The sequence below is a fragment of the Lachnoclostridium sp. An131 genome (assembly GCF_002160825.1).
In the GTDB taxonomy this organism is placed as follows: domain Bacteria; phylum Bacillota; class Clostridia; order Lachnospirales; family Lachnospiraceae; genus Laedolimicola.
This window is the reverse complement of sequence record NZ_NFLI01000017.1, coordinates 1-26,225: the sequence shown is the minus strand read 5'-3', so window position 1 is coordinate 26,225 and position 26,225 is coordinate 1. Positions and strand designations below refer to the sequence as shown.

25 protein-coding genes are annotated in these 26,225 nt (G+C 50.0%); 15 read left to right on the top strand and 10 right to left on the bottom strand.

Annotated features, from left to right (window positions below):
* Positions 1-350 precede the first annotated feature (350 nt).
* The 3 genes from B5E77_RS13615 to B5E77_RS13605 all read left to right on the top strand — a co-directional run bounded on the left by B5E77_RS13615 (position 351) and on the right by B5E77_RS13605 (position 5,755).
* Positions 351-3,914 carry a hypothetical protein gene (locus tag B5E77_RS13615; protein WP_087165899.1) on the top strand — a complete coding sequence of 1,188 codons (3,564 nt, stop codon included), beginning with the start codon at positions 351-353 and terminating at the stop codon, positions 3,912-3,914.
* A 249-nt stretch (positions 3,915-4,163) separates the two neighbouring features.
* Complete coding sequence (locus tag B5E77_RS13610) at positions 4,164-4,961, top strand: hypothetical protein (RefSeq protein WP_087165898.1); 798 nt, start codon at positions 4,164-4,166, stop codon at positions 4,959-4,961.
* 23 nt (positions 4,962-4,984) lie between these two features.
* Positions 4,985-5,755 (top strand): Cof-type HAD-IIB family hydrolase, encoded by a 771-nt coding sequence (locus B5E77_RS13605; protein ID WP_087165897.1) that lies wholly within the window; start codon positions 4,985-4,987, stop codon positions 5,753-5,755.
* A 99-nt stretch (positions 5,756-5,854) separates the two neighbouring features.
* Here the strand turns inward: B5E77_RS13605 and B5E77_RS13600 are convergent, their stop codons facing one another.
* Both B5E77_RS13600 and B5E77_RS13590 read right to left on the bottom strand, forming a co-directional pair.
* On the bottom strand, positions 5,855-6,355 hold the full coding sequence (locus tag B5E77_RS13600) for a hypothetical protein (protein WP_087165896.1): 501 nt from the start codon (positions 6,353-6,355) through the stop codon (positions 5,855-5,857).
* 347 nt (positions 6,356-6,702) lie between these two features.
* Positions 6,703-7,263 carry a biotin transporter BioY gene (locus B5E77_RS13590; protein WP_087165895.1) on the bottom strand — a complete coding sequence of 187 codons (561 nt, stop codon included), beginning with the start codon at positions 7,261-7,263 and terminating at the stop codon, positions 6,703-6,705.
* Positions 7,264-7,515: 252 nt separating this feature from the next.
* On the opposite strand from B5E77_RS13590, the gene B5E77_RS13585 reads away from it, so the two are divergent.
* From B5E77_RS13585 to B5E77_RS13575, 3 genes are all read left to right on the top strand, one after another.
* Positions 7,516-7,977, top strand: a complete 462-nt coding sequence (locus tag B5E77_RS13585; RefSeq protein ID WP_330394703.1) for an MATE family efflux transporter — start codon at positions 7,516-7,518, stop codon at positions 7,975-7,977.
* 101 nt (positions 7,978-8,078) lie between these two features.
* Positions 8,079-9,110, top strand: a complete 1,032-nt coding sequence (locus B5E77_RS13580) for a C45 family autoproteolytic acyltransferase/hydolase (protein ID WP_087165894.1) — start codon at positions 8,079-8,081, stop codon at positions 9,108-9,110.
* A gap of 341 nt (positions 9,111-9,451) precedes the next feature.
* Positions 9,452-10,399, top strand: coding sequence for a sigma factor-like helix-turn-helix DNA-binding protein (locus B5E77_RS13575; RefSeq protein WP_087165893.1), 948 nt, complete (start codon positions 9,452-9,454; stop codon positions 10,397-10,399).
* 152 nt (positions 10,400-10,551) lie between these two features.
* On the opposite strand, the gene B5E77_RS13570 is transcribed toward B5E77_RS13575, so the two are convergent.
* From B5E77_RS13570 to B5E77_RS13545, 6 genes are all read right to left on the bottom strand, one after another.
* Complete coding sequence (locus B5E77_RS13570; protein WP_087165892.1) at positions 10,552-11,157, bottom strand: L-2-amino-thiazoline-4-carboxylic acid hydrolase; 606 nt, start codon at positions 11,155-11,157, stop codon at positions 10,552-10,554.
* Positions 11,144-11,374, bottom strand: a complete 231-nt coding sequence (locus tag B5E77_RS13565; RefSeq protein ID WP_087165891.1) for an AbrB/MazE/SpoVT family DNA-binding domain-containing protein — start codon at positions 11,372-11,374, stop codon at positions 11,144-11,146. The genes B5E77_RS13570 and B5E77_RS13565 overlap by 14 nt, the downstream gene beginning before the upstream one ends.
* Before the next feature lie 116 nt (positions 11,375-11,490).
* On the bottom strand, positions 11,491-12,198 hold the full coding sequence (locus B5E77_RS13560; protein ID WP_087165890.1) for an ABC transporter permease: 708 nt from the start codon (positions 12,196-12,198) through the stop codon (positions 11,491-11,493).
* The gene (locus B5E77_RS13555) at positions 12,182-13,114 is read right to left on the bottom strand and encodes an ABC transporter ATP-binding protein (protein ID WP_087165889.1); all 933 of its coding nucleotides are present in this window, start codon (positions 13,112-13,114) and stop codon (positions 12,182-12,184) included. Before B5E77_RS13555 ends, B5E77_RS13560 begins: the two co-directional genes overlap by 17 nt.
* A 93-nt stretch (positions 13,115-13,207) precedes the next feature.
* Complete coding sequence (locus B5E77_RS13550) at positions 13,208-14,167, bottom strand: sensor histidine kinase (RefSeq protein WP_087165888.1); 960 nt, start codon at positions 14,165-14,167, stop codon at positions 13,208-13,210.
* The gene (locus B5E77_RS13545) at positions 14,164-14,874 is read right to left on the bottom strand and encodes a response regulator transcription factor (RefSeq protein WP_087165947.1); all 711 of its coding nucleotides are present in this window, start codon (positions 14,872-14,874) and stop codon (positions 14,164-14,166) included. The genes B5E77_RS13550 and B5E77_RS13545 overlap by 4 nt, the downstream gene beginning before the upstream one ends.
* A gap of 459 nt (positions 14,875-15,333) precedes the next feature.
* Here B5E77_RS13545 and B5E77_RS13540 point away from each other — a divergent pair, with 459 nt between their 5' ends.
* From B5E77_RS13540 to B5E77_RS13525, 4 genes are all read left to right on the top strand, one after another.
* Positions 15,334-16,371: a phenylalanine--tRNA ligase subunit alpha gene (locus tag B5E77_RS13540; protein WP_087165946.1), complete on the top strand. Its 1,038-nt coding sequence runs from the start codon at positions 15,334-15,336 to the stop codon at positions 16,369-16,371.
* Between the two features lie 12 nt (positions 16,372-16,383).
* Entirely contained in the window at positions 16,384-18,828 is a 2,445-nt protein-coding gene (gene pheT / locus B5E77_RS13535) for a phenylalanine--tRNA ligase subunit beta (RefSeq protein WP_087165887.1), read from the top strand.
* A gap of 207 nt (positions 18,829-19,035) precedes the next feature.
* On the top strand, positions 19,036-19,824 hold the full coding sequence (locus B5E77_RS13530; protein ID WP_143468639.1) for a hypothetical protein: 789 nt from the start codon (positions 19,036-19,038) through the stop codon (positions 19,822-19,824).
* Between the two features lie 68 nt (positions 19,825-19,892).
* Positions 19,893-20,249, top strand: coding sequence for a hypothetical protein (locus B5E77_RS13525; RefSeq protein ID WP_087165885.1), 357 nt, complete (start codon positions 19,893-19,895; stop codon positions 20,247-20,249).
* Positions 20,250-20,352: 103 nt separating this feature from the next.
* Here the strand turns inward: B5E77_RS13525 and B5E77_RS13520 are convergent, their stop codons facing one another.
* The gene (locus B5E77_RS13520; protein ID WP_087165884.1) at positions 20,353-21,357 is read right to left on the bottom strand and encodes a helix-turn-helix domain-containing protein; all 1,005 of its coding nucleotides are present in this window, start codon (positions 21,355-21,357) and stop codon (positions 20,353-20,355) included.
* A 24-nt stretch (positions 21,358-21,381) separates the two neighbouring features.
* Positions 21,382-21,744, bottom strand: coding sequence for an ArsR/SmtB family transcription factor (locus B5E77_RS13515; RefSeq protein WP_087165883.1), 363 nt, complete (start codon positions 21,742-21,744; stop codon positions 21,382-21,384).
* A gap of 246 nt (positions 21,745-21,990) precedes the next feature.
* On the opposite strand from B5E77_RS13515, the gene B5E77_RS13510 reads away from it, so the two are divergent.
* The 5 genes from B5E77_RS13510 (at position 21,991) to B5E77_RS13490 (ending at position 25,715) form a co-directional block, all read left to right on the top strand.
* A complete protein-coding gene (locus B5E77_RS13510; protein ID WP_087165882.1) occupies positions 21,991-22,209 on the top strand; it encodes a cation transporter in 219 nt (72 codons plus the stop codon).
* 74 nt (positions 22,210-22,283) lie between these two features.
* Entirely contained in the window at positions 22,284-24,170 is a 1,887-nt protein-coding gene (locus tag B5E77_RS13505; RefSeq protein ID WP_087165881.1) for a heavy metal translocating P-type ATPase, read from the top strand.
* 247 nt (positions 24,171-24,417) lie between these two features.
* On the top strand, positions 24,418-24,918 hold the full coding sequence (locus tag B5E77_RS13500) for a DUF5991 domain-containing protein (RefSeq protein ID WP_087165880.1): 501 nt from the start codon (positions 24,418-24,420) through the stop codon (positions 24,916-24,918).
* Positions 24,919-24,932: 14 nt separating this feature from the next.
* Positions 24,933-25,175 (top strand): acetyl-CoA carboxylase biotin carboxyl carrier protein subunit, encoded by a 243-nt coding sequence (locus tag B5E77_RS13495; RefSeq protein WP_087165879.1) that lies wholly within the window; start codon positions 24,933-24,935, stop codon positions 25,173-25,175.
* Between the two features lie 105 nt (positions 25,176-25,280).
* Positions 25,281-25,715 (top strand): hypothetical protein, encoded by a 435-nt coding sequence (locus B5E77_RS13490; protein ID WP_087165878.1) that lies wholly within the window; start codon positions 25,281-25,283, stop codon positions 25,713-25,715.
* Positions 25,716-26,225 lie beyond the last annotated feature (510 nt).

The following is a 26,225-nucleotide window of genomic DNA, read 5'->3' as shown; positions in this document are numbered from 1 at the left end:
CAAAGCCTCCCGCGCCGCGGCCTGCGGCGCGGAAAACGCCGGCTAAACGCCGGAAAGATTTGTATTGCGGATACCCGGGCCCCTGTGTTAAAATAATAATAGAAAATAGAGACACAGGGGTGACGGATGCGCAAATCGCGGGTATGAAGCAGGAAACAAATTAAATAAAGACGCAGTTTCTGTACCCTTTGCAGATAATTTGCGGAATACCGTTATCCACAGATGAACGCCTGTGGATATTTGTGTTTTTGGGAATTGCAGACCGGGCGGGCCAAGAAGCCAGGCGGGGAGGCAGAGGGCCGGATAAATCCCGTGCCGGGAAAGCTGTTTCAAGATGGGAGGGGAACGGTATGATAAAATGGAAAAAGCACTTAAAGAGAAAGAAGACAGTGATGATTTTGTGCGCGGCAGCTTTAACGCTCCTCGCGGCAGGGCAGCTTTTGAGCCCGGACCCCTTTATAAAGACAGCGGAGGCGGCGGAAACGGGAACCGCTTCGGAACCGCCGGAGGCGCCAATCAGGCTGGAACGGACACTCACCTATGGTTATGGCGCAGAGGAAGCGAGAATTCCTGTTGAATTTACAAACACGGGAGATGAGGCGGTGTCCGTTACCGTGGAGAAATGTGAACTGACAGATTCGGAATCGGGCTTTTCCCTTGCTTCGGCGCCGGAGGCAGGAGCTCCATTAGTCATTGAACCAGGAGGCTCAGAGACCATATGTACGGTTCAGTTTGAGACGGGCAGGGCCGCCGGGATGAGCCCCTATACAGGTATGCTTCCTATAGAATATAAGGATGAAGCTGCCGGCAGCTTAGAACAGGTGAATTATCGTCTGAGTGTAACAGTGAAACGCAAGAGTATTAATTCATGCACGGTAGACGAGATTGGAAAACAATACTATACGGGAAAAGCGGTCGAACCGGCAGTCACCGTATACGACGGCGGTTACCGGCTGACAGCCGGTCAGGATTATACCGTGGACTATACTGCGAATACAAGTCTGGGTAAAAGCCGGGTATTGATAAAGGGAATTAAAAATTATGAAGGAATAACAGAAAAAGACTTTGAAATTGTGTATTATGATGAAATGATAACTGTGCTGTTTAATCAGGCTCCCCTGTCAGAAGGCTGGTATTCGGAGGATGTGACAGTTGCAGCGGATGGCTGTACCATATCCGATTCGCTGGATGGAAGCTATGAGGACACTTATACAGTCACGGGCGAGGGAGTACATACGCTTTCCCTGCATTTTAAGACTGCAGAGGGTTACATTACGGACGCCTGCGGGTACACAGTCAAAATAGATAAAGCTTCTCCGGCGGCAGACAGCCTGCAGATTTCCGGGATTACGGATACGGCGGCGTCAGTCAGCATCGCGGCGTCCGATACGGGCAGCGGAGTTTCCCAATATTATCTGTATTGTACGACAGAAGAGCGGAAAGACATAACCGCAGAAGAAATAAAGGAAAGCGAGAATACACTTATACTGGGCGCGGAAGACGCTGTGTCTGGCACGGCAGTATTCCAGCTGGACAGTCTGTCGGAAGGAACTACATACTATCTCTATGCGGCAGCGGAAGATATTTCCGGAAAATTCAGCGAAGTGCAGGCGGGCAGCTTTACTACAAAGCAGCCTGTGCCGGATGGCGCTGTCTCGCTTACCCTCTCTGCTTCAGCAGATACCATTACGGCTGGAGCGCTGACAGATACGGAAACGTACGGAGCTGCAAAATACCGCCTTCTGGATGCGTCCGGGCAGAAGGTGGTGCAGGACTGGCAGGATGGCAATGTATTTTCCGGACTGGCGGAGGGCACGGGCTATACCGTCTGTGCGAAATATGCCGGAAATGACAGCTATATGGAGTCAGCGCCTGGGAACGCGCAGATAACCACGAAGCGCTGGGCTCCTCCGGTGACGGAGCCTGCAGGGCTTACGGCCTCGTATGGGCAGACGCTTAAGGATGTGGCTCTCCCGGAAGGCTGGAGCTGGGCAGATGATACGGCGGCTGTAACTGCCGGAAACAGTGGATATGAGGCGAGATTTGTTCCGGCGGATACAGATATTTATGACTATTCCAGAGCAGAAGGCTACGCGTACGACAGTGAAAGCGGCCAGGTCACAATCACCCGGACGCTGCCCATGGAGGTTTCCATGGAGGTTCCTGTGCTGTCCTGGAAGGACGGAAACACGCAGAGAGCTGTTTATACCGGGAAGGCGGCAGTGATTACGCCTCCTGAGGTTACGCTGCCCGGCAATGAGCCCTTTGGCGGAACAATCCGCTATTCCTGGCGGAGAGCGGCGAACACTGGCGGCAGCTTTACGTCGGGGCTTCCTTCAGAGGTCGGGACATATACCATACGGGCCAGCGTGGAAGCAGACGGAAATTACGGAGCGGCCAGCGCGGATATGACGCTGACCATTGACTGGCTTTGGAATGCTCCCGATGCAAAGCTGACAGATCAAAGCGGAGCGTCTCTGGCGGCAGGAGCCTGGTCAAGAGGCGCGGTACTGACTGCGCCGGCGGGCTATGGGGTAAGCTTTTCTCTTACGGGGACGTTTGGAAGCTCTGTTCAGTATCTTTCTGATACAGGCAAAAATGGAGTGGCGGCAGTCTATTACCTGAAAAACTCTGTAAGCGGAGAGGTTGCAAGGAAGACAGTAAATCTTTCTGTCGACAGGACAGATCCTACGGGAAGTATTTCTGTCGGCGGTGCTGCGTGGAGCCAGATGCTGCCGGCTGAGGGTGCGGAGCTTGGTATTTCGGAGAAGAAGGCGGTCACGATCAGTACGGATGACGCCCAGTCCGGAGTGAAAACAGTAGAATATACGATAAGCAGTAAAAAGTGTGAAAACCGTGAGGAGATTCAGAAGCTGGGCGGCTGGCTGATATACAATCCGGATGCAAAGCCGGAAATCAAGGACAGTGGCACGAATTATGTATATGTGAGAATTACCGATCATGCCGGAAATACAAGCTGGGTATCTACAGGCAGGATTGAGTACAAGGCTTCGGAAGCATCCTCGGGCAGCTCCGGAAATACGGGAAATTCCGGAGGTACAGGAGCTTCCGGCAGCACAACACCTACAACACCTGCAACACCTTCCCGGCCTGCTGCAGGCACAGGAAGCGGTACAGGGAACAGCAGCAAGACAGAAAAAACGCCTGAGCCTGGAGTTGCATATGTGAAGGGCAGAAAAAGCGTAAATGGCTGGACTGCAATCAAGCGCCTGCTGGAAGAGGCCGGGGAAGGGGATACAGAGACCCTGATCATGAATGGGGCGTCGATCGTACCGGGAAACGTGCTCGCCGTGCTGAAAGGAAGAGATGTCACGCTTGTTCTCGATATGGGAGACGGCATGAGCTGGACGCTCAACGGGCAGAGCTTTACGGAAGAGGAATTTGGCGACATAGATTTTTCAGTGGAAATCAAGACGGGTATCATTCCGGACGATATCATCCGAAGCCTGGCGGGAGATCGGAACACGATTCAGCTGAGCCTTGCTTATGACGGGGCGTTTGGCTTTACCGCGTCGCTGTCCCTTGATCTGGAAGAGAAAAACGCAGGGCTTTATGCCAGCCTGTTTGCTTACGACGGACAGGAGGAAAAGCTGGAATTTATAACAAGCAGCGAGATTGGAGAGGATGGCTGTGCAGACTTTGACTTTACCCATGCTTCAGACTATGCCATTGTCATAGATGAAGCGCCTTTTGACGGAAGCGCACAGCAGACGGAGACTGAGGAGGAAATGCAGGAAACGGAGCTGGAGCTGGAAGAGGACAGCAGTAAAGAGAAGGCGGAATTTAACAGGCTGACGGCGCTGATTCTTGTGGCCTGCCTGCTTGTCCTTGCAGCAGGAGCCGGCATCTGCATATGGATTTTGCGCAGGAAAAGAAAGGAAGATACAGAATAAGCGATATACGGCGCAGGACTCCGGATGAGCCGAGTCAAATCAGGCTGGCAGCAGGCTGCCAGCCCGCCGGGGACGGGAACCGGGACAGCGGAAAATAAAATCTGCCGTCCCGGTTTTTGTGGCGGAAAAGGCATAGAAATGAAGAGTTTCTTAATATTTTTAAAAAGAATATAATTCTGTGGACAGGGCAATCCTGTTTCTGGTACAATAGAGCAGCGCCGGGGATAGCCGGCGGAAAAGGAGGGCATTATGAAATTTAGAAAGCTTGTCTGGATACTTGGATTCAGCATGGCTCTCATGCTGGCAGGAGCCTGCACAGGGGCTTCCGGCGGAGAGCAGGCACAGGAGAATGAGGCCACGGAAGAAACACCGGCACAGGAGGAGCCGGCCGGGGAAAATACAGAGGAGGAGACTGCGGATGGTGCCGCAGAAGAGAATACAGAACAGGATGGAAATTCCGGCGGGATCGTGAGTGACGCTCCGGTGAGAATCTATGGAACTATCACAGAGGTGGGAGAGGACATGCTTACAGTAGACAATCAGTCTGAAGTGTCCACTTCGGGAGAAATCATTCTGAACATTGATCCGGAGAATACGGTACTGGTGGACGCTCAGACAGGGCTCCCTGTTTCACTTTCCGATGTGGGTGAGGGAAGCTTCGAAGCATATCTTGGACCGGTTATGACCATGTCCCTGCCGCCCCATACAGTACCCTACGTGGTGGTTGTCAACATTCCGGAGGATGGGACAGCGCCTCAGTATGCGGTAGCAGCGGGGGACCTGATCCAGGAGGATGGCGTTTACACGCTGGAAGCGACAGATGGCAGAACCTATACGGTTCCGGAGGATGTGGAGATTGTTCCCTTCCGTACAAAAAATATTGTGTCTCTGGGAGATTTGACGGCAGGCAGAGGCTGCCTCATCTGGCTGGATGAGAATGAGACTGCGGTGAAGCTTGTGCTTCTGGAAGGAGCGCCGGGAGCAGAGACGGCTGAAGAGAGCGGAGACGCCTCTGAGACAGACGCGCAGGAAGAGCCGGCGGAGTAGCAGGACGGAAGGAATCATGACAGATGATACGTGCAGCTTTTTTTGACATTGACGGCACCCTGATGGCTCACAGCCTGGGGCTTGTGCCGGAAGATACCAGATTTGCGCTTGAAGGCCTGAAGAAAAGAGGCATCCGTGTTTTTACCAGTACCGGCCGCCATATTCTCGAGCTGGAGGATCTGGGGCTCACCGCCCTTGGATTTGACGGACATGTGCTTCTGAACGGGCAGCTTTGCCTTGACGGCGGCGGACAGGTGCTGGCGGCGTCACCCGTGCCGGAACAGGACGTCCGGAATGTACTTCCGCTTTTCGAAGAGAAAAGGATTCCCATGTCTTTTGTGGAGAAGAAGCGGATCTATGCCAATTTCATTGACGACCGGGTGCGGACAGCCCAAAAGGCTATTTCTTCTGAGCTGCCGCGGATTGGGAGCTGGCAGGGAGGCACGGTCTATCTGGTCAATATGTATGCGGAGGATGAAATCGTAAGCCGGCTGATGGAACGAATGCCTCACTGCCGGGTGACGCGCTGGAATCCATATGGAGTGGATATTATCGCGAAGGAAGGCGGAAAAGAAAAGGGAGCGGAGCAGATTCTGAGTCACTTTGGTATTTCCAGAGAAGAAATCATTGCTTTTGGAGACGGAGAAAACGATATGGAGCTGCTGGAGTTTGCCGGAATCGGAGTCGCAATGGGAAATGCAGAAGAGAAGGTAAAGCTCTGCGCAGACTATGTGACAGGCGATACAGACAAAGGAGGAATTTTGTCGGCCCTGCGTCATTATGGAATTCTTTAATTGATCCAGAAGAAAAAGACGAAAGAAAAAGAGGAGGTTCCTGCAGCAGATGCCGCAGGAACCTCCTCTTCGACATGAATTGGAATGAGGGGCATTGGTTCAGCAGGCCTGGATTTCTGAAGTGCCGGTATTTCCAAAGGCTTTTGTGATTTCCAGATCTACCTGCTGTTCTGTAAGCCTTTCCGGAGAAGAAAGCTCAAAGTATACATAACCTCCATTCAGGTTTTTCGCATAGCCGGCAGCTGTATAGACAGTGCCTCCCGGAAGATTTTTATTGAAAAAGAGGTAGGTATGTGTATCACGGTCTACCCAGTCGCCTATCGTGTAGGTGATTCCGCTTTCCTGAAGCTCTACGACGTCCTCTGATACATAGTCAGAGAGGACCTCATCCAGTATCCACCGCTCCGTCTCTTCCAGCTCTACGAAGGTAAGAGATACATCAGAGCTTTCTGTTACCGGAAGCGCGGTTTCTGTGGCGAGGGCTGCTGTCTCTGCAGCCGGGGCCGTCTTAACCGGAGCCGCTGTCTTCATAAAAATCGGATTCAGATAGAGGGCCGGCAGGAGTAATCCAGCCAGACAGTACAGTGATAACTTTTTCATAAACCCACCTCTTTGCTCAAATTTCTGAAGAATTCTCAAATAGGAAGCCTCAGATTCTCCAGAAATAGTTTCCCTTTCTTTAAAGCAAGTATACACAAGAAATGTTACAAAAATGTTTATGAAAAGTTAGAGATATATTATAAAATCTAAAAAATAAATAAAGAAATCAGATAAAACAAAAGATTTCAACATAATTCCCAGAAAGGTGACAAAATACCACATTTATGTAAGAGATTGGATGAGACCGGATGCCGCCTGCATGTGTTCTGTAAAGCCTTTGCTATAGTTCTTTCCCTCAAAAAAGCCCAGACACATTCCGTGATGCGCCCGTAATTTGATTCGCTTTTTTACCATGGCAGGGCCTTTCTCAGCCTGCCCGTCAGAAGGAGAGCGGCTGCGATCTTTATGAGGTCTGGAATAATAAAAGGGATCACACACCATGCAAGGACGGCAGACAGTGCGACGCTGCCTGAATTACGGGTATATACCGCTATAAACCATATGGTTCCAAAGGCGTAGCATACCAGAAGCCCTGCGGCCATGGAAATGGTCAGTACAGCTTTACTTCTGCCAAAGGCCGTTTCTATTCCCCACATAAGCAGAGCAGAAAACAGAAAGCCGGCGATATAGCCCCCGGTTGTTCCGAGAATGACGCCCATTCCGCCTGAAAATCCTGCAAATACGGGAAGTCCGACGGCTCCCAGAAGGATATAAGTCAAAACAGCCAAAGTGCCTCGTTTGCCGCCCAGAATACCTACCGCAGCAAATACACCCATGGTCTGCAGGGTAAATGGAACGCTTGCCGGGATGGATATCCAGGAACATATTGTAATAACAGCAGCGAAAAAACCGATATAGACAATATCGCGTGTTTGATTGGAAGCTGTGCCTTTTGCATGAGATATCATAGTTTGTACCACCTGTTCTTCAAATTTGGATCCATGAAAAGCATAACAGAAGTTTCCTTGATTGTAAACCTAAAAATATAAAAGGTTTACAATCAAGGAACTGCTTCGCCAGGAAGACAGCACGTCTGGAATAGGTATTTTTGTAAATCGGACCTGTAAGATAAAATTCTGATTTGTGCAAAATTGCCTTTGAAAATGACGCTGAAAATTATTTCCATTGCAGTCGGTCTGGCAGCAGGCTGAATCCCGATTGTGGGTTACAATATCGGCGCAGGACAGAAAGACAGGGCGAAACATCTGTTTACCTATCTGCTGCTGACGGAGGCTGCCGTGGGCGCTGTGGCAACGCTGATCGCAGAGCTGTTCCCGGGACAGCTGATTGGCATTTTCGGAGCCGCCGATGAAAGCTCTTACTATACCGGGTTTGCGGTCAAAGCCTTCCGTATCTATCTGTGTATGATGACGCTGGCCTGCGTCAATAAGGGAACCTTTATCTATCTGCAGTCCCTGGGAAAAGCGCTGGCGTCCACACTTCTGTCCATGGTGAGAGAGGTGCTGTTCGGAGTTGGCTTTGCCCTGCTTCTTCCGTTATTTTTCGGGCTGGACGGCGTCCTGTATTCTATGCCGGTGTCGGACGTGCTGACATTCGTAATTGCTGCAGTTCTGATCCGGCGGACCTATAAAGAACTCAGCACTGATGCGGCAGGAAAATAATATGCAGGCCGGCGCTGGTCATTGACAACCATTTTTTATTCGGTTACTCTGGATACAGAGCTGCCGGCAGCTCTCATTTTTCAAAAAAGGAGAGCTGAAATATGATACATGAAAGATTTCAGGGGAATCATTATGAATGCGGTTTGCGCTTTGGTTCCTCGCTGGCAGAGTACGGAAATTATATATTGGAACAGATTCCCTTTCCGGTTACGGAGGAGCGGATACAGTTTGCGGCCGCCTGTCTTCCGTCTTATGAGAAGTATTTCCCGGAGATTCTTGAGGAGATACAGGGAATTGCAGAAGGGCAGAAATGCCCGGAGGAAAAACTGCAGGCGGTTCTGTTTTCCATGTATGCCATGCCGCCGGCCTGCCAGTGTTCCTGCTTTGCGGTGGCAAACGGAGCGGAGCTTCTGCTTGGGCGCAACAGTGATTTTCTGACAGAGCTTGAGGACTGCAACCGGAACGTGCAGTACCGGTTTTCAGATGGCGCCCTTGCTTTTCAGGGAAATACGACTTCGTTTGTCCAGATGGAGGACGGTGTCAATGAGAAGGGACTGGCTGTGGGGCTTACCTCCGTATATCCGCCGTCTGACGCTTCGGGTGTACTGGTTTCTCCGGGCCTGAATGCGGGGCTTCTTCTGCGGTTCTTTCTGGAAAAGTGCAGGACAGTGGAGGAAGCACTGGGTTGGCTGGAGAAGCTCCCGGTAAGCTCTGCGCAGACCTTTACGTTTGCAGACGCAAAGGGGAAAATCGTGGTGAGCGAATGCTTTTCAGGCGGGAGGCAGGTGGTGCGTCCGGAAAAGGAAGGACGGAAAGAGCGGCTCTTTGTCTGTGCCACGAATCTGTTTCATTCAAAAAAATTGAAAAGATTTCAGCAGCCGGACATCGATTCCTGGGAGGCGGAGCCCCGCTATCAGACCATGCGGCGGACGCTGGAAGCGGAAGCCGGGCAGATGAGGCTTTCGGATGCGTTTGATCTGCTGGCCGGGAAGAAGGGCTTTCTCTGTCAGTATGACAGGGCGACAGGAAAGGATACGGTATGGTCGGTGGTCTATGATCTGAAAAGACGGAGAATTTACCGGGCAGAAGGAAATCCTTCGCGGTGCGGATTCGTGGAGGAGGAGATGCCTTAAGGGAGCAGCCTCTGAAAACCTGAATGCGGATGAATTTGAGGCAGGACGGGTAAGACGTTCTGAAAGCGACAGCGGCGGGCGACAGCCTGCCGCTGTTGGTTTGCAGGCAGCAGGAGTTTTTTTGAAAGTTGTTCATAAATGGAAAAGCATGCATATATTCAGAAAAATTTCTTGACATTTATTTCCGTTTTTGCTATTCTGGCAGTACATCTAAATTCTGTTTTTCACAGGAGAGGTTCTCTCCGAAAATTCCAGACAGGAGCTTCATACAAAAGAGATCTTCCGAAACGGGAATGGTTGCAGCATATTGTAATTTCGTGTAAAATGAAGGAGGAAATCGATTGGGAAAGAAAGAGAACCCGCTTCTGGCATATTATGCCCAGGAGGAACGTTTTGCTCAGCTTATGAATGGATGGCTGCTCGGCGGAGAGCCGTATTTTACAGCGCAGAATATCAGCGAGGCGGATCGGAGGCTGGACGGCAGAAGCGGAAAAAGAAGAGGCAGAGAGTATCGACAGAGATATCGGGATCTGTTTAAAAAGCTGGACAACACATTTGTGAGGCTTTATATCGGAACGGAACTGATGGAATATGTGGATTACGCGATGCCTCTGAGGATTATGGACTGCGATGTGTTGTCCTATATACACCAGAAAAATGCAGTCAGCAAAGGGCATATGGAACAAAAGGATCTGAAGCAGGATGAGTATTTGTCTCAGTTTTCCAGAGAAGACAGGCTTCTGCCCGTCATTAATCTGGTCCTGTATCTGGGAGAAAAGCCCTGGGATGGAGCAACGCGCCTTCATGAGATGCTGGCGCTGCATCAGATTCCGGAAAAACTGAAGCAATATGTGGAGGATTATTCGATACATATTCTGGATGTCTGCCATACTCCGGATGAACGGCTCCGGGAGTTCCCGCCGGATATCTGCTTTATGCTGATGTGCATCAAATATGCAAAGGATAAAAAGGCGTTTCTGCGCCTGACGGAATGGTCTGGCTGCACGGATATTTCGGAAGATACTTTTGAGACAATAACAGAATATCTGGGCGAGTCGGAATTTTTGGAACATGAAGGCAGGGGAGGCAGGGAAGGAGAAAAGGCTAATATGGGGATCATCAGAGAACTGATAGAAGACGGGAGAAAAGAAGGAGTAAACCTGGGAATAAACCAGGGAATTGAATGGACGAAACAGATTTTCAAACTGGCAGGAGAAGGAATGACCCAGCAGGAAATTGCAAAACGCCTGTCAATTCCGGAAGAGCGTGTAAAGCAGGTGCTGGAATAAAAAACTATAAGTTTACAAGAGGATACACGCCTCCAGCGGTTTGGATTTGGGGAAGGAATGGGAAAGTGGATGAGATAAAAATCAGGGAGCGGTAAATGCTCCCTGATTTTGTGTTTTTGTTATAGAAGGCATAATACTTCATAGAGAGACTATTATGCTTTCACAAAATGGAAATCGCAACAGTCTGCTCCATTTCCAAGAGTTCCAGTCCGTTCAAAACGGATTTTCGGAAGCAAACTGGAAAATGAAATATCATCATTTTCGCAGTAGACACAGCAGAGCTCTGGACAATTGTATTGTTCTGTCAGTTCCTGATAGATACAGCGGCGCAGATTAAAATGGATTTCTGTTCCGTCACAGCGGACCCATTCTGTAGTCCAGCCTTCTTCCGGAAAGTTTTTCTTCATGTGTTTCTTGACGCCCATTCGGTAAATAGTGTAGGCGAAAGGAAGTTTCGCAAGTCCCTGCATTTCCTGTTTTCGAACAAGAGCAGCCTTGTGAGTTTCTTTTTTTACATAGGTGAGAGCAGTTTCCTGCTCATAGCCTGCTGCGAGCAGTGCTTTATAATAAGCCATGGGTGGAAAGAGCTTTTTGGCAAGATGTTCATGGATGACAGGATTTCCTTTGTCGTCTGCGTTGGCGAGAAGCTCTTGATAAGTTTTTTCTGTATTTAAATAAAGGTCTGAACCGTTTTCCTTTCCGAATTCCATGATACAATCTTCTTGCAAAAAAGAGAGTGTTGTTTCATTCAGTTTCATGATTTGCCTCCGAAATTTTCTTGAATACATCTTTTGCATATTGTTCCAATACGTCGGATTTTGTAACGGCAATTCCCCATTTTTCGTCGCCAAGAACAATCAGGGTATCCCCGGCTTTGATTCCAAACACTTCGCGGGCTTCCTTAGGAATAATGATTTGTCCCCGTTCTCCGACTTTTACTGTGCCAAATACGTAATGGCCTTTTGGTATTTCCATAGTACTTCCCTCCTAAAACGTACAAATACGAAATACATATAAGTATGAAAAACATATTTATATGTATTATAGTGAGGAAATAACATAAAGTCAAGGGAGAGAAAGGGATTTATTTTTCACATCAAATCCTTCGTTTCAGCCTGGCAGACAGACAGCACCGCAAAAATCAGGGAAACCGCTGCCAGCAGAGCCGGAAAGAGCGCGTTGTCTGCCAGCGTAATATCTCCGACATTTGCCTGCGACAGGATAATCAGCAGGAAAGAAGAAATCAGTGCGGCTTTCGCGGATTTCATTTTCAGTCCGATAAAGAGAGCGATGAAGCCCATGGATACAGTTACCGCTGATTTCAGGGTGAGCTGGAGATAAAAGCCCGGGCTGGTCATGGAATAATCAATCGGAAAGTCCGGCTCCTTCAGGAGAGAGCCTGCAAGGACGGCGGCATAAAGCAGAAGCTTTGTGAGTACAAGCGCTGCGAAGCTGAAAATCCACACGGCAAGCATCTGGGAGATCAGAATTTTCTGCCGCTTGATCGGATAGGAGAACATCAGACTCATCGTTCCGTCCATGTAGGGGCTGATGATAAAAGAGGAGAGCATGGAGCTGGTAAAGATAAGGCAGCACATGCTGGTGAAAAGCTCGATGGGAGAAGAGATGGCGCTCTTTCCCGGCGCTGCGTCAGGAACGCCTGTATCCGGGTCGTTGGCGATTCCAAGATAAGCGAGAGCCAGGATGAAAAGGCAGAGCAGGAGGGCCACAATCAGCGCTTTCATCAGGTATTTTCCGGTTTTATTTTTCTTCCATTCCAGTTTAATCAGCTTTAACATGATCCTTCACCTCCGCAGTAATTTTCAGGAAATAGTCTTCCAGTGTTTCATTCCTTCTGCCGAGAGAAAGAATTTCTACGTCGTTCAGAGAGAGCGCTTTTGACAATTCCTGTGTGGAAATCTGGCTATCATAGATACGGAAACAGGTGTCGCCATTCAGACGGAAATTAGTAAGGCCAAGCTTTTCACTGAGCACATAGGCGGCTCTTTGTGGATTGGCAACGGTGACCTCGATATAAGCAAGGCTTGTGCTTTCGATTTCGTTCATGCTGATTTCTTTTTGCATCGTACCGTGGCTGATGACTCCGATTGTATCTGCGATGCTTTCGATCTCAGAAAGAATATGGCTGGAAATCATGATTGTGGTTCCGTATTTGCTGCAGAGCGCCTGCAGGAGATCGCGGATCTGCTTCATTCCTGCCGGATCAAGTCCGTTTGTGGGCTCGTCGAGGATCAGAAGCTCCGGGCGGCACAGTACGGCGCGGGCGATGCCGAGGCGTTCTTTCATGCCAAGGGAATAGCTGCGGACCGGCTTTTTCCCGGCGGCTGTGAGATCAAGAAGCTCCAGCGCCTCCTCGATGCTGCCGTGGCGGTAATAGCCCATGTATTCGCAGTGGAGCTTCAGGTTTTCGCAGCCAGACAGATGCTCATAAAAGACAGGAAGCTCGATGATGCTTCCCATCCGTTTCAGCATCTGGTAAGAACCTGGGAAAAGTGTTTCGCCAAAGACCTCGACGCTTCCGCTGGTGGGCTTCCAGAGGTTGGTGATAAGCTTCATAACTGTCGTTTTTCCGGCCCCGTTGGGTCCGAGAAAACCATAGATCTCACCCTGCTTTACGTGAAGATTTACGTCGCGGACGAGATCTTTGCCGCCGATGGTCTTCGTAAGATGGTGTGTCTGTAAAATGAAAGACATGTTCCGTTTGCTCCTTTCAGTCATTGTTCTTTATGAATCCCATTGTAGCGGCTGCGTTTTTCAAAACTCTTGAATAAATCTTACGAATTTCTTTCACAGAAGTCTTTTATCAGCAGGAAGCTTTAAAGTAAAGGAAGTTTTTTCAAAAGGAACACTGGACAGTGTCAGATCGCCGCCGAGCTGCAGAGCCAGATTTTTGGCGATGGCCAGCCCCAGTCCGTTTCCCTGTATCTGGCGGTTCCTGGAATCCTCCAGCGTGAAGAGACGATCGAAAATCTGGCCGGCAAAGGCTTTGTCGATTCCTTTTCCCTTATCGGTTACTTCGATATAGACATTATGCCCGTCCTCCCGCAGGGAAAGGCACAGATAATGGCCGTCCGCGCCATAGCGCACAGCGTTGGAGATAAGGTTCGACAGAATACGCTGCAGAGCCTCCTGATTTCCGCGCAGCCAGACCGGATGCTCCGGGATATCGGCCTCGACCTGGAAGCCTTCTTTCTGAAGAAGCTCATAAAAATCCAGAATGCTTTTCCGGCAGATTTCGCAGGCGTCGATCTGGGAAAGCGTAAGCTCCATGTCGCCGGACTCCAGCCTGGCAAGCGTAAAGAACTGGTTCATAAGCTCAGAAATACTCCGGGCCTTCTGTTCGGCCTTCCGCAGCATTTCCGGTTCGATTTCCTGCCCGTTTTCTGCATTCAGGCGCATGATTTCCAGATAGCCGGAGAGAACCGTGAGAGGAGTTTTAAGGTCGTGGGAAATATTGGAGAGCATTTTCCGGGAGGAGAGCTCCAGACGCCGGAAATCGGCTTTCAGCTCCCGGCTGTTTTCCAGAATCCGGTTGATCTGGGCGGCCAGTTCCATGAGTTTTTTATTTGCAGTGAAAGTGAAAAGCTGTTCATCTTTTCCCTGATCCATAATATCCTTCAGGCTGCGCTGGATTTCACGGAGCTCTTTCTGGATTCCTGTGCGGAAGGCATACTGCTGGTATAAAACGATACATACCAGAAGCACGACAGCCAGGGACAGAATTAATATGAGAAGCTCCTGATTCATAGCCGTTCTCCAAGCTTATAGCCGATTCCCCAGACGGTCAGAATATAGCGGGGAGTCTTCGGATTATCTTCGATCTTACTGCGCAGCCGGCTGATATGGACGTTGACGGCGTTCTCGTCGCCGCAGTAGGCGTCTTTCCAGACGAGGGAATAGATCTGTTCTTTTGTATAGACCCTTTTCGGATTCTGTAAAAGGAGCTTCAGAATTTCAAATTCCTTTGCCGTCAGTTCTATGGGCTGGCCGTTCTTCGTCAGAGAGTAATCGGACAGATTCATGACCAGCTTTCCGGCTGTCAGCAGTTCCGGATCGGCAGCTGAGGCAGGAGAAGGGCAGTCGTACTGGAGGGCTCTCCGGAGATTTGCCCGGATTCTGGCCAGAACCTCGGCCACGGAAAAGGGCTTGGTGATGTAATCGTCCGCACCCAGGGAAAGCCCCAGCGTCTTGTCGGTCTCTGTGTCGCGGGCGGACAGGATCATGACCGGAACGACGCTGCTTCTGCGGATATGCTGCATCACATCCATACCGCTGATCTGCGGAATCATCAGATCCAGCAGGACAAGGCTGTAGGAAGAGTTGTCGAAGAGGCGGCAGGCCATCTCGCCGTCGAAAGCGCAGTCCACATCGAAATTTTCCGAGGTCAGATAGGTCCTTAGCATTTCGCTGATTTCATTGTCGTCCTCCACCAGCAGAATCTTATGTTTTGGCATAACTGAAAATCCTTTCTTCCCTGTCTTTCTTTTGTGACTATAACCTATCACAACCGCTGGCTGCGCGTCAATAAGATTCATCCGGAGCCTTTTCCTGATTGACAAAATCTGAAATCTGTGTTAGGATAATCACGATTTTAGGCAGTGAACATACGTGAGTACAGAAGAGGTAGTGAGTCAGAGACGGGGTGTCACCGGCTGAGAGCATTCCGCATGAGCCTTCTGGAAGTTTCAGTATGGGAGCCTTTCGGTGAAAAGCATTTACTGTGCGTTAAACCGGATGTCCGTGTAGCAGAAAGAATACACAAAAAGAGTGCAGAGTACGAAGAGAGAAGATACTCTGAAATAGGGTGGTACCGCGATTCACATCGTCCCTTGTTTTATGACAGGAGGACGGTGTTTTTTTATTTCACAGGAAACCTCCTGCAGGATAAGCTCGATTTGGAAAGGAGAATCGTAATGAAGGATAAAATCGAAAGTATTTTATCAGAAGTGAAAACCAGGATTGCTGCAGCGTCCAGCGAGAACGAGCTGCAGAATGTAAAAAGCGCGTACGTGGGAAAGCAGGGTTCTTTGAGCCTTTTAATGAAAGAGCTTCCGAAGCTTGACGTATCCTTACGGCCCGAGATGGGAAAGCTCTTGAATCAGGCCAAGAATGAGGTTACAGAACTGATCGACGCGAAAAGGCTGGAGCTGAAGCTGAAGGCTTCCGAGGTGTCTCCGGACTTCGACTGCTCTGTGCCGGGAATCATGCCTCAGAAAGGCGGGCTTCATCCCATTACCCAGATGTGCTACGACTTAAATGACGCATTTCGTTCCATGGGATTTGAGATCTTCCAGGAGGATGACATTACAAGTGAGCTGTACGCGTTTGATAAGCTGAATTTCCCGCCGAACCATCCGGCCCGGGAGAGCATGGATACCTACTGGCTGGAGGGGCATGACAGTGGAAGCACCAATGAAAAGCTCTGCCTGCGTCCTCATCTGACAGGTGGCAGCGTGCGCTATATGCAGACGCATAAGCCGCCCTATCGTTTTGTGTATCCGGGACGCGTATACCGTAATGAGACCACGGACGCCCATCATGAGAGAGCATTCTTCCAGTATGAGGCGCTGATCGTGGACAAAGATATCACCTTTACCTCAGGCAAGGTCATGATTAACAGTATCTTAAGCAAGGTATTCGGTACGGATGTGCCGGTCAGAATGCGTTCCGGCTTCTTCCCCTTCGTGGAACCGGGCTTTGAGATTGATATGCAGTGCCAGGTCTGCGGCGGAAAGGGCTGCAGCGTCTGCAAGCATGTGGGCTGGATTGAGGTTATGCCGGGCGGTTCTCCCCATCCGAACGTACTCAGGGCAGCCGGACTTGACCCGGATGAATACACAGGCTTCTATGTAAACATCGGTCTGGACAGACTGGTCATGATGCGCTATGGTGTTGACGATGTAAGGCTGTTTCACAGTGCGGATTTGAGATTCCTGAAGCAGTTCAGATAAGGAGAGAAGAAGATGAAGTTATCATTATCGTGGATAAAGGATTATGTACAGATCCCGGAGGATATGGATCTGAAAAAGCTGGCCTATGATCTGACCATGTCTACCGTGGAGGTGGAGGATGTGGAGTATCTGGCCCGCCGGTTTGACAATGTGCTTGTGGGTGTCATCGAGAAAATAGAGCCCCATCCCAATGCGGATAAACTGAGAGTCTGCAAGGTAGATATCGGCGGCGGTGAGATCAAAGACATTGTCTGCGGTGGAATCAATCTGAAGGAAGGCATGCGCGTGGCAGTGTCCTGTCCCGGCGCTGTGGTGCGCTGGCACGGTGAAGGCGAGCCGGTAGTAATCAAGAACTCCAAGCTCCGCGGCGTGGAGTCCTACGGCATGATCTGCGCTTCCGATGAGATTGGGCTGGGCGAACTGTTTCCGGCTTCCCAGGAAGCGGAGATTCTCGACCTGTCCGCTTTCGAAGTTCCGGCAGGTACTTCCCTTGCAGACGCGCTGGATATGAACGACGTTCTGCTGGAGATTGACAACAAGTCCATGACGAACCGTCCGGACCTCTGGGGACATTATGGAATAGCGCGCGAGATTGCGGCTCTGTATGATCTGCCTCTGAAAAAGATCGAGCCCTACACAGCGGATGTGCAGTCAGATTTCAAAGTGGAGATCAATGATCCGGACAGATGCACCCGATACATCGGCGTGGAGATGTCCGGCGTGGAGGTAAAGCCTTCCCCCTATCAGATGCAGAACCGGATCTGGAAGGCAGGCATGCGCCCCATCAATGCGCTGGTAGATATTACAAACTACGTTATGCTGGCTACGGGAAATCCGACCCATGCCTTTGACGCAGACAATATTACCGATCATATCGTGGTAAGACACGCTGTGGAAGGTGAGAAGCTGATTCTTTTAAATGATCATGAGCTGACTCTCTGTGCGGACGATCTGGTTATCACGGATTCTGAGGGACCGGTGGCCCTGGCCGGTGTCATGGGTGGAGCCAAGGATTCCATTCTGCCTAAGACAAGGCGCGTGATTCTGGAGGTGGCCAACTTTGAGTCCACCGGAATCCGCCGGACGGCCCTCCGTTACGACACCCGTACTGAGGCTTCTTCCAGATATGAAAAGGCGGTAGATCCCGAGAGGTGCGAGCAGGCGCTGGCCCTTTCCATGCAGTATTTTCAGGAGCTGTACCCGGAGCTGACGGTAACCGGATTCTGTGACAAGTACGTAAAGAAGCTGGAAAGAGCTCAGATCGATGTAAGCCTGGCCTGGCTTGCGAAGCGCCTTGGAAAGAATCTGTCAAACGAAGTGATTCAGAAGAAGCTGGAGCTGCTGGGCTTTGACGTGGAAATCAGCGGCGATAACATGCATGTGACCGCGCCCACCTGGCGTTCCACCGGCGATATTTCCATCAAGGACGACGTGATGGAAGAGGTAGCCAGACTGTACGGTTATGATAATTTTGAGGCGACTTCCTTCACCACCACCTTTGAGGGAGCCATCAACCAGAAAGACCAGGATCTGCTGAGAAGAATTAAGGAGTATCTGGCAATCCGCTGTGGGATGCAGGAGGTTTATACCTATCCCTGGATGAACGATGTATTTGTGAACGCGGTTCTGCAGAGCACACAAGGCGTCCTGAGACTGTCTACGCCGCCTGCTCCGGACCTGAGCTATATCCGTTCCTCTCTGCTTCCGAATCTTTGCGAGGCAGTCGTAAAAAACGAGCGCTATTTCAACGATTTCGCAATCTTTGAAGAAGCGCAGGTGTTCTTTGACCGGAACTATACGGCCGCTTATGATGAGACAGAGCTTCTGCCGGAGCAGAAGAGACATATCGGTGCGGCTTTCGCCAGCAGCGTAAAGGACATCACAGAGCTGTTCCGCGAGGCAAAGGGCGTGCTGGAGTATATGCCCCGTTATACCCATATGGAAGGCTTTGAGTTCCGGAAGGAGGAAAAGCCGGTCTGGGCGGACAATGTGGTATGGATGAACATTTTCCACGGTGATGAGAAGATTGGAGACATGGGACTGGTGGCAAAGAAGGTTTCCATGGACTGCGGTATCAAGAATCTTTCCGTCATGCTCTTCGAGCTGGATGTGACAAAACTGGTTCCGCTGAAGTCCAGAACGAACAGGTTCACCCATCTTGCAGAGTATCCGGAGACTGATTATGATATTTCCATGCTCTTTGATTCTGACGCCGCATGGGCGGATATCTATGACGCGATCATGGGTCAGAAGAAGGCGAGCGCGCTTCTGAAGGACGCGGCTTTTGTGGATGAATACAGAGGAAAGCAGATCCCGGCGGGCAAAAAGTCTGTGACCATTCGGCTGACCATCGGATCTTCCGAGAAGACTCTGACTTCTCAGGAGATAGAAAGCGCCGCAAACCAGGTGATGAAGAAGCTTGGAAAGAAGATGGGCGCAGAGCTGAGAACCCAGTAAGGAAGAAAAGCGTTTCTCACAATACAGAATTTTATAGTATGTAATGTTTATAATATGTAATGCAGATTTGGGCAGAACAGTGCAGCGGGAAGCTGTGCTGTTCTGCTTTTTGTATTGCAGAAATCAGGCAGTTTTCAAACATACAGGCTTATGATAGAATGAAAAAAAGAGGAACGATGAAAATCTGGTTACAGAGGGGGTGCCGGTTTGAAAAGGATTAGATGCTTGGGGTGGTATCAAAAAGGAATCCTGCTTCTGATGGCAGTCATGGTTCTGGCATTTGCAGTGATCTATGCCGTAACCATTGCCAGGGAAGGCTTTGCATACGAAGATGCCATTCTTGTCCCAAAGCAGGAAAACGGCAATACGGTATATTCCGGAAAAATCCAGGGGGAACAGGCCAGCTTTACCGTGTATGCAGACAAGACAGTGGAGTTTCGATACGGAGATAAGCTCTACGGTCCTTATGCGGTCAGGGAAGATCCGTCCGCCATCCCGGATGCCGATGAAGAGGGACAACCGCTGGGCGGAGAGTCTGTGACCGGTGTAGAGCTTCGCTGCGGAGAGGAAATCATGTTCCGCGGATGTGTCGTGGATTACGGAAACGACAGCTGGTTGTACAATGAGGATGGAAGCCTGGCGGATATTGGTTTTCTGACGGCATCATGGAATGGGATTGTAACGGACGAAAATGGGAATGTCATGGATCAGATGGAGCCCTCTGTTTCTACCATACTTGACTTGATGGCCGGCCCTGAGCTGACCCATAAAGGGGAATGGACTGCCTGGTTTGGCGGCACATGCATCTGTATTCTCACTGCGCTTTCTATTTTGTTTGCGGACGAGCTGTTCCGCTGGGAGCTGTCCTTTCAGATTCGCAATGCAGACAAAGCGGAGCCGTCTGACTGGGAGATTGCAGGCCGGTACATTGCCTGGACTGCGCTGCCGGTGATGGCAGTGATATTGTTTATAGAGGGGCTTCAATGGTTAGCCTGACTGCCGCAGGAACTTTATCGTGAAAGATGACAGCGGCGTTTAGTCAGAGGAGGAAGAAGCGAAACGTTATGAAGAAAAGAAACGTCATTGGTATTTTGCTATATTTATTTGGCATTGTTCTATTTGTTATTTCTAATTCATCGACGGTGAGTGGGAGTCCCATACAATTGCAATATGTTCAGAGGGTAGTCATTTGCAGCATTGCAGTTATTTCTATTGGAATGGCGCCGTTTGTCTATAAAAGCAAAACAACGGTTGGAATGATCATCAGGTTCGCAATAGCAGTATTGCTGATCTATTGTATTTTTATTTTTAAAGGATTTGAAGACAATAGAATTGCCACACTTCCGGTATTTGGAGGAGAGCACCTAAGCTGCGTCATGGACAATTTTAATACGAGATATGGAATCAGTTATGCGCTTTGATTGATGAAAAATACATTACCTATTGCGGAAAAATGGATGAATAACCTTCCGCCGTAAAAAATTCAGCATATGGGAAGAGTCTCCTTGAGATCCCTTTTGCTGCTTACCGGGAAGCCTGCCGGCACTGCTTCCGGTATTCGGAGGGCAGAACCTGGGCCACATCCCGGAAGGCCTTCGTAAATTTCCCCTGAGTTTCATAGCCTACCAGGGCTGCGACCGAGGAAATGCTCTCGTCTGTCTCCCGCAGGAGCCTCATGGCTTCCCGAATCCGGTACTCCTTCATATACGAAGCGATGGGAAGACCATAGACGGCTTTGAACACCTCCTTGAGAGAAGAGGTGTTGATCAGATACTGGCGGGACAGCTCCTCAATGGTAAAACGGCGGGACAGATCCTTAGTCAGCTGGTCGTGAATCTGCCGGATCAGCTCTGTCTGCTCTGAATGGTATTTGGTGACGGCCTTCTGATCCGGAACATACCGGCCGAGAAACAGAAGAAGCTCCTGGATCTTCAGCTGAAAATAGGGAAGCCGCAGAGCTTCCGGCAGGTCGTAGAGGGGCAGAAAGATGCCCTCTGTCTCAGGGCAGGTGGAGATAAAGACGGATTTCTGCGGCTCGCAGTATGCTTCTCGCAGCTTCCGGATATCAATGACAGTGTCGGAAAGCACGCCGGGAAGGCGGTCAGCCAGCGTCTCCAGGTTCATGGAGACGGAAATCCCTTCATAATATTTCATCGGGTAGGTCATTACGGAATCCGCGCAGCAGACAGCGCTGTGGCAGGAAAGGTCGCCGGAGCCCAGATAGACGGAGGTGCCATTTTTCATATTCCAGCCCACGCGTCCCGCGCGGCAGTGGCCCACCTCCAGAACGGCGGGAGAGGCGGGATGGCGGAACGCTGCCTGCTCGGAAAGAAAGCAGAGCAGAGAGAGCCGGATACCGGGATAGACCTGATAGACAGAGACCCTTCCCTTCCCGTCTGCGCTGACAGAGAGCGTTCTGGCCAGACGTCCGGATTCCCGGTTCGGGCCGGGATATTCCTTAAGCTCCAGAGAATGCTCTGGGATCTCTTTTAAAGCCTGTGCAATTCTGCAGATATCCTCATTTCTCATTTCTGAAAATGCTCCTTTACCCGGTTATTTGGAAGGACAGGCGATCTTCACCAGATCCTCGATGGCGTGATGGAGAAGCTCCACCTGCTCTGTGTCGGCAGCCTTGTAATAGACCTCTTTTCCTTCCCGGCGGCTCACAATAAGCCCTCCGGCCTTCAGCTGCTTCAGATGATGGGATACAGCCGGGCTGCTCATGTCCACAAGGGCGGACAGATTGATGACGCATTCCTCGCAGTGGCAGAGTATCCAGAAAATGCGGATGCGGCTTCCGTCACCCAGCTGCTTGAAAATGTCCGATACGGTCTGAAAATCAGCGATTTCCGGCATGTGGTCGAAGCTCTGCAGGGTGTTCTGGCCGTGATCGTGGGGCAGAATTTTGTCGTTCATGGTAAACGCCTCCTTTTGCTTGTAAGGGTATTTTATCATGCATTTGCCCAAACGGAAATGTTTTTTGTCCATTTGGAAGAAGATGATTTTAGCCATTGACTTTCTGCGAAAATAAGTATATATTGTAATCAACAATTAAACAATCGTTTAATTGAAAAGCTGAATTTGCTCCATTTGCTTTTGCAAGCGATGCTTCTGTGAGCGAAGCGGACAGCAATATCAATTTCAGGAAAGGATGTAAATAAGATGAAGAAAACCTATAAGATCGATGTAGACTGTGCCAACTGTGCAAATAAGATGGAGGAAGCCGCAAAGAAGACTCCTGGTGTAAAGGATGCGACAGTAAACTTTATGGCTTTGAAGATGATTGTGGAGTTTGAGGAAGGCCAGGAGGCAAAGAGTGTCATGCAGGAGGTCCGGAAGAACTGCAAGAAGGTAGAGGACGACTGCGAGATCTTTCTTTAAATAAAAATATTGAATGCAAAAATGAGAAACGTATATGAGTCGGGGAGATTTTTGACTAGAGAGGTGAGACAAGGATGAGCAGGAAGCAAAAAAAGATGCTGATCCGCGTGCTGATAGCTGCGGTTCTGCTGATTGCTCTGCAGTTTATTCCCACAGACGGGGCACTGAGACTGATTTTATATCTGATTCCTTATCTGGTGATTGGCTATGACATACTGCTGAAGGCCCTGAAAGGAATCAAAAACCGTCAGGTCTTCGATGAGAGCTTTCTGATGGCGGTGGCTACGATTGGCGCTATCGCGCTGGCTCTTCATGAGCAGAGCGGCGATTACACAGAAGCGGTGGCTGTTATGCTGTTCTATCAGATTGGCGAGCTGTTCCAGAGCTATGCGGTAGGAAAGAGCCGCCGCAACATCAGCGACCTGATGGATATCCGCCCGGACTACGCTAATGTGGGACGGGACGGCAGGCTGGAGCAGGTGGACCCGGACGAGGTGGAAATCGGCACGGTGATTGTCGTGCAGCCGGGAGAGAAGGTGCCCATCGACGGCGTTGTGCTGGAGGGGGCTTCGTCTCTGAACACCAGCGCGCTGACAGGCGAGAGCCTTCCGCGGGATGTAAAAGAGGGAGACGAAATCATCAGCGGCTGCATCAATATGAGCGGCCTTCTGAAAATCCGGACAACGAAGGAGTTTGGAGAATCTACTGTATCCAAAATCCTGGATCTGGTGGAGAACGCCAGCTCCCGCAAATCCAAATCTGAGGAGTTTATCGCCAAGTTTGCGCGGGTCTATACGCCGGCTGTCTGCTATGCTGCCCTGGCCCTGGCAGTTCTGCCGCCGCTGGTGCGGATGCTTGGCCTGGGACTTCCGGCTGACTGGGACAACTGGATTGGCCGCGCTCTGACCTTCCTGGTGATCAGCTGCCCCTGCGCGCTGGTGATCAGCATACCCTTAAGCTTTTTCGCGGGTATTGGCGGAGCCAGCGCTGCCGGAGTGCTGGTAAAGGGCTCCAACTATATGGAAACTCTTTCTAAAACAAAGATTGTGGTGTTTGACAAGACGGGTACACTGACCCAGGGCGTCTTTGAGGTAAATGGAATCCATCACAGTGAGCTGGAGGATGAAAAGCTTCTGGAATACGCGGCCCTGGCTGAGAGCGCTTCCTCCCATCCCATCAGCAAAAGCATTCAGAAGGCTTATGGAAAAGAAATCGACCGTTCCCGCGTGACAGACATTCAGGAAATCAGCGGAGGCGGCGTGACGGCAAAGGTGGACGGCAGCATCGTTGCCGCCGGCAACGACAAGCTGATGAAGCAGCTGGGAAGCGAGTATATCCCCTGCCGCAGCGTGGGAACGATCGTCCATATGGCCATAAATGGTTCCTATGCAGGACACATTGTGATTTCCGATGTAGTGAAGCTCCATTCCAGGGAGGCGGTTCAGGCCCTGAAGGCAGCAGGAATCCGGAAGACGGTCATGCTGACCGGAGACAGGCGTGAGGTGGCGGAAAAGGTAGCCGCGGATTTGGGTGTCGACGAGGTCTGCAGCGAGCTGCTGCCTGCCGATAAGGTGGAAAAGGTAGAAGAGCTGATTCAAAAGAAATCTGAGAAGGAAAAGCTGGCCTTCGTAGGCGACGGCATCAACGACGCTCCGGTTCTGAGCCGGGCAGATATCGGCATCGCCATGGGCGCCATGGGATCCGACGCAGCCATCGAGGCCGCGGACGTGGTGCTGATGGACGACGATCCGCTGAAGATTGCCAAGGCCATCAAAATATCCCGCAAATGCCTGCGCATCGTATACCAGAACATCGTGTTTGCCATAGGCATCAAGCTTTTGTTCCTGGCTCTGGGAGCTCTTGGAATCGCGAATATGTGGATGGCGATCTTTGCGGATGTGGGCGTTATGATTATCGCGGTGCTCAATGCAATCCGGGCGCTCTTTGTGAAAAAACTATAAGTGAAAAATATTTACAAAAAATCGGCATAAAGCAATAAAAAACATGGGACAGTCTTTTCTCTGAGATATGGGAAGAGGCTGTCTTTTTGCGGTATTTCTGCGGTTTCTGCAGACGTTGGAAAAAATGCAGAACAGTCATTGACGGGGAGAGAAGGGATGGGTACTATTAGGATAGAGGATGAATTTGTCAGAAGGATTGAAAAGAACCGGGTTTTGCAGATAAATCAGTAATTTTACGGGGGATGGGATGAAAAATAAGAGAATGCAGTTTTTGATCGCAGGGGGTTGTATCTGGGGAATTGCAGCCTGTGGAGCACTTGTCATGAGCGCGCAGTCTCAGAAAGAAGAAAAAGAGCAGAGCGCTCTGGAGGAATGGATTGGAACGTATAAATTTCTTGAATCGACTCCGCATGCGGCAGCTTCAGACTTTTTTGATACCTGGAGCTACAGTATAGAGATTTACAGAGAGAAGGGGGAACATTATGCAGCATTGGAGTTTAATGGACATATGCTGTGGATAGAGGGCAGGGCAAAGGTTTGTGGGAACGAGGAAAGGATAGACTTGATATTTGAACAGTATTCTCCGGGGGATGTAAGCTCAACAGCATATTTTGACGAGGGAGATCTTCTGCTCAGTTTTGAGAAAGAAGGAGAGAAGCTTTTCACTGTCTGGGGAGAAATGAAGCCCGCACTGCTTCAGAATGAACCGGATGGAAATATATATTTCGTAAAAAAATCTTCAGAATAAGAAGCATATTACAGATGAAAACGACTCAGATGGATATGAATGCAGTCCGGGCAAATATATCTGGGAGAGTTACGGAAATCTGTGTATCGCCTTACCAGCAGGTGAAGAAAGGAGATACGGTAATCGTTCTGGAGGCCCTGAAGATGAGGATCCCTCAGGTGGCGCCTTGCGACTGTATCGTTGAGCAAATTTTGGTTCATGTGGATGATACTGTGCAGGAGGGCGCGCTGCTGGCGGCTTTACAGCAGTACCGATAGGAAATTCAGGAGATGAGCAGCCGCAGCTGTACTTCGGACGAAGGCGTATAATTGGCCTGTCAATCAGCCATACTGTTTCCAAAAAGAAAAGGAGCGGTACAAGACATGATTGAATCAGATACCATAAAGCTGCTAAGGGAGTGCGACGCGGGAATCAAAATGGGAGTATCGGCCATAGATGAGGTCCTTGATTACGTTCACGATGAAAAACTGGAAGAGGCTCTGAAAGAATGCCGGGATGAGCACAGTGAGCTGCAGAGCGAAATCCTGACGCTCCTGGAAAAATACCACGATGAGGGCAAGGAGCCGAACCCGGTGGCGAAGGGAATGTCCTGGGTGAAGACAAGCGCAAAGCTGGTGATGGATGAGTCGGATCATACAATTGCAGATCTGATGACGGACGGATGCAATATGGGAGTGAAATCGCTGAACCGATACCTGAACCAGTATAAGGCAGCGGATGAAAAGACGAAAAACATCACAAAAAAGCTGATCCGGATCGAGGAAAAGCTGACGGCAGATGTACAGAAATTTTTATAGCTTAGAAGATAGGAAATATTTGACTGATGTGACAGAACAGGGTGCGGGCCGCACCCTGTTCTGTTGTACAAAATGTGGAGTTTTCCATGGTTATATCCATTCCTTTCGCTTCACTCAGGCACAAAACGTTATGAAAATATTTTTCCTGAGCTTATTTTTCTTTATAATTCTTCTTGTAGGGAACTCGGTATACTACAAATCACGGGGAGGTGAGTGGGCTGTCCGACTTACCAAGGTACGCCTTCGGTGTGCCGGATGACCGTATGGTTATATGTGTAGTCCGCCTTTTCAAGCACAAATAAGTGTGACTGTGAGCACGTAATCTTATCTTTGTATAAACATTCTCGTTTATGGCTTAGGCGTTCAGTCAATGCCGTCTCTCCCTATAATCTTTAGCGAATCTTCTGGTTCTGAAAGGAGTCCCTATGGCTTTAAAAATCGTGTACAAAATCTGCTGTGGCATTGATGTCCACAAGACTTTTGTAGTGGCCTGCATTGCTTCTACTGACA

Excerpts from the sequence above, each read along its gene's own strand:
- B5E77_RS13615 (WP_087165899.1), top strand. The coding sequence starts at position 351 with ATGATAAAATGGAAAAAGCACTTAAAGAGAAAGAAGACAGTGATGATT.
- B5E77_RS13610 (WP_087165898.1), top strand. The coding sequence starts at position 4,164 with ATGAAATTTAGAAAGCTTGTCTGGATACTTGGATTCAGCATGGCTCTC.
- B5E77_RS13605 (WP_087165897.1), top strand. The coding sequence starts at position 4,985 with ATGATACGTGCAGCTTTTTTTGACATTGACGGCACCCTGATGGCTCAC.
- B5E77_RS13600 (WP_087165896.1), bottom strand. The coding sequence starts at position 6,355 with ATGAAAAAGTTATCACTGTACTGTCTGGCTGGATTACTCCTGCCGGCC.
- B5E77_RS13590 (WP_087165895.1), bottom strand. The coding sequence starts at position 7,263 with ATGATATCTCATGCAAAAGGCACAGCTTCCAATCAAACACGCGATATT.
- B5E77_RS13580 (WP_087165894.1), top strand. The coding sequence starts at position 8,079 with ATGATACATGAAAGATTTCAGGGGAATCATTATGAATGCGGTTTGCGC.
- B5E77_RS13570 (WP_087165892.1), bottom strand. The coding sequence starts at position 11,157 with ATGAAACTGAATGAAACAACACTCTCTTTTTTGCAAGAAGATTGTATC.
- B5E77_RS13565 (WP_087165891.1), bottom strand. The coding sequence starts at position 11,374 with ATGGAAATACCAAAAGGCCATTACGTATTTGGCACAGTAAAAGTCGGA.
- B5E77_RS13560 (WP_087165890.1), bottom strand. The coding sequence starts at position 12,198 with ATGTTAAAGCTGATTAAACTGGAATGGAAGAAAAATAAAACCGGAAAA.
- B5E77_RS13555 (WP_087165889.1), bottom strand. The coding sequence starts at position 13,114 with ATGTCTTTCATTTTACAGACACACCATCTTACGAAGACCATCGGCGGC.
- B5E77_RS13550 (WP_087165888.1), bottom strand. The coding sequence starts at position 14,167 with ATGAATCAGGAGCTTCTCATATTAATTCTGTCCCTGGCTGTCGTGCTT.
- B5E77_RS13545 (WP_087165947.1), bottom strand. The coding sequence starts at position 14,874 with ATGCCAAAACATAAGATTCTGCTGGTGGAGGACGACAATGAAATCAGC.
- B5E77_RS13540 (WP_087165946.1), top strand. The coding sequence starts at position 15,334 with ATGAAGGATAAAATCGAAAGTATTTTATCAGAAGTGAAAACCAGGATT.
- pheT (WP_087165887.1), top strand. The coding sequence starts at position 16,384 with ATGAAGTTATCATTATCGTGGATAAAGGATTATGTACAGATCCCGGAG.
- B5E77_RS13525 (WP_087165885.1), top strand. The coding sequence starts at position 19,893 with ATGAAGAAAAGAAACGTCATTGGTATTTTGCTATATTTATTTGGCATT.
- B5E77_RS13520 (WP_087165884.1), bottom strand. The coding sequence starts at position 21,357 with ATGAGAAATGAGGATATCTGCAGAATTGCACAGGCTTTAAAAGAGATC.
- B5E77_RS13515 (WP_087165883.1), bottom strand. The coding sequence starts at position 21,744 with ATGAACGACAAAATTCTGCCCCACGATCACGGCCAGAACACCCTGCAG.
- B5E77_RS13510 (WP_087165882.1), top strand. The coding sequence starts at position 21,991 with ATGAAGAAAACCTATAAGATCGATGTAGACTGTGCCAACTGTGCAAAT.
- B5E77_RS13505 (WP_087165881.1), top strand. The coding sequence starts at position 22,284 with ATGAGCAGGAAGCAAAAAAAGATGCTGATCCGCGTGCTGATAGCTGCG.
- B5E77_RS13500 (WP_087165880.1), top strand. The coding sequence starts at position 24,418 with ATGAAAAATAAGAGAATGCAGTTTTTGATCGCAGGGGGTTGTATCTGG.
- B5E77_RS13495 (WP_087165879.1), top strand. The coding sequence starts at position 24,933 with ATGAAAACGACTCAGATGGATATGAATGCAGTCCGGGCAAATATATCT.
- B5E77_RS13490 (WP_087165878.1), top strand. The coding sequence starts at position 25,281 with ATGATTGAATCAGATACCATAAAGCTGCTAAGGGAGTGCGACGCGGGA.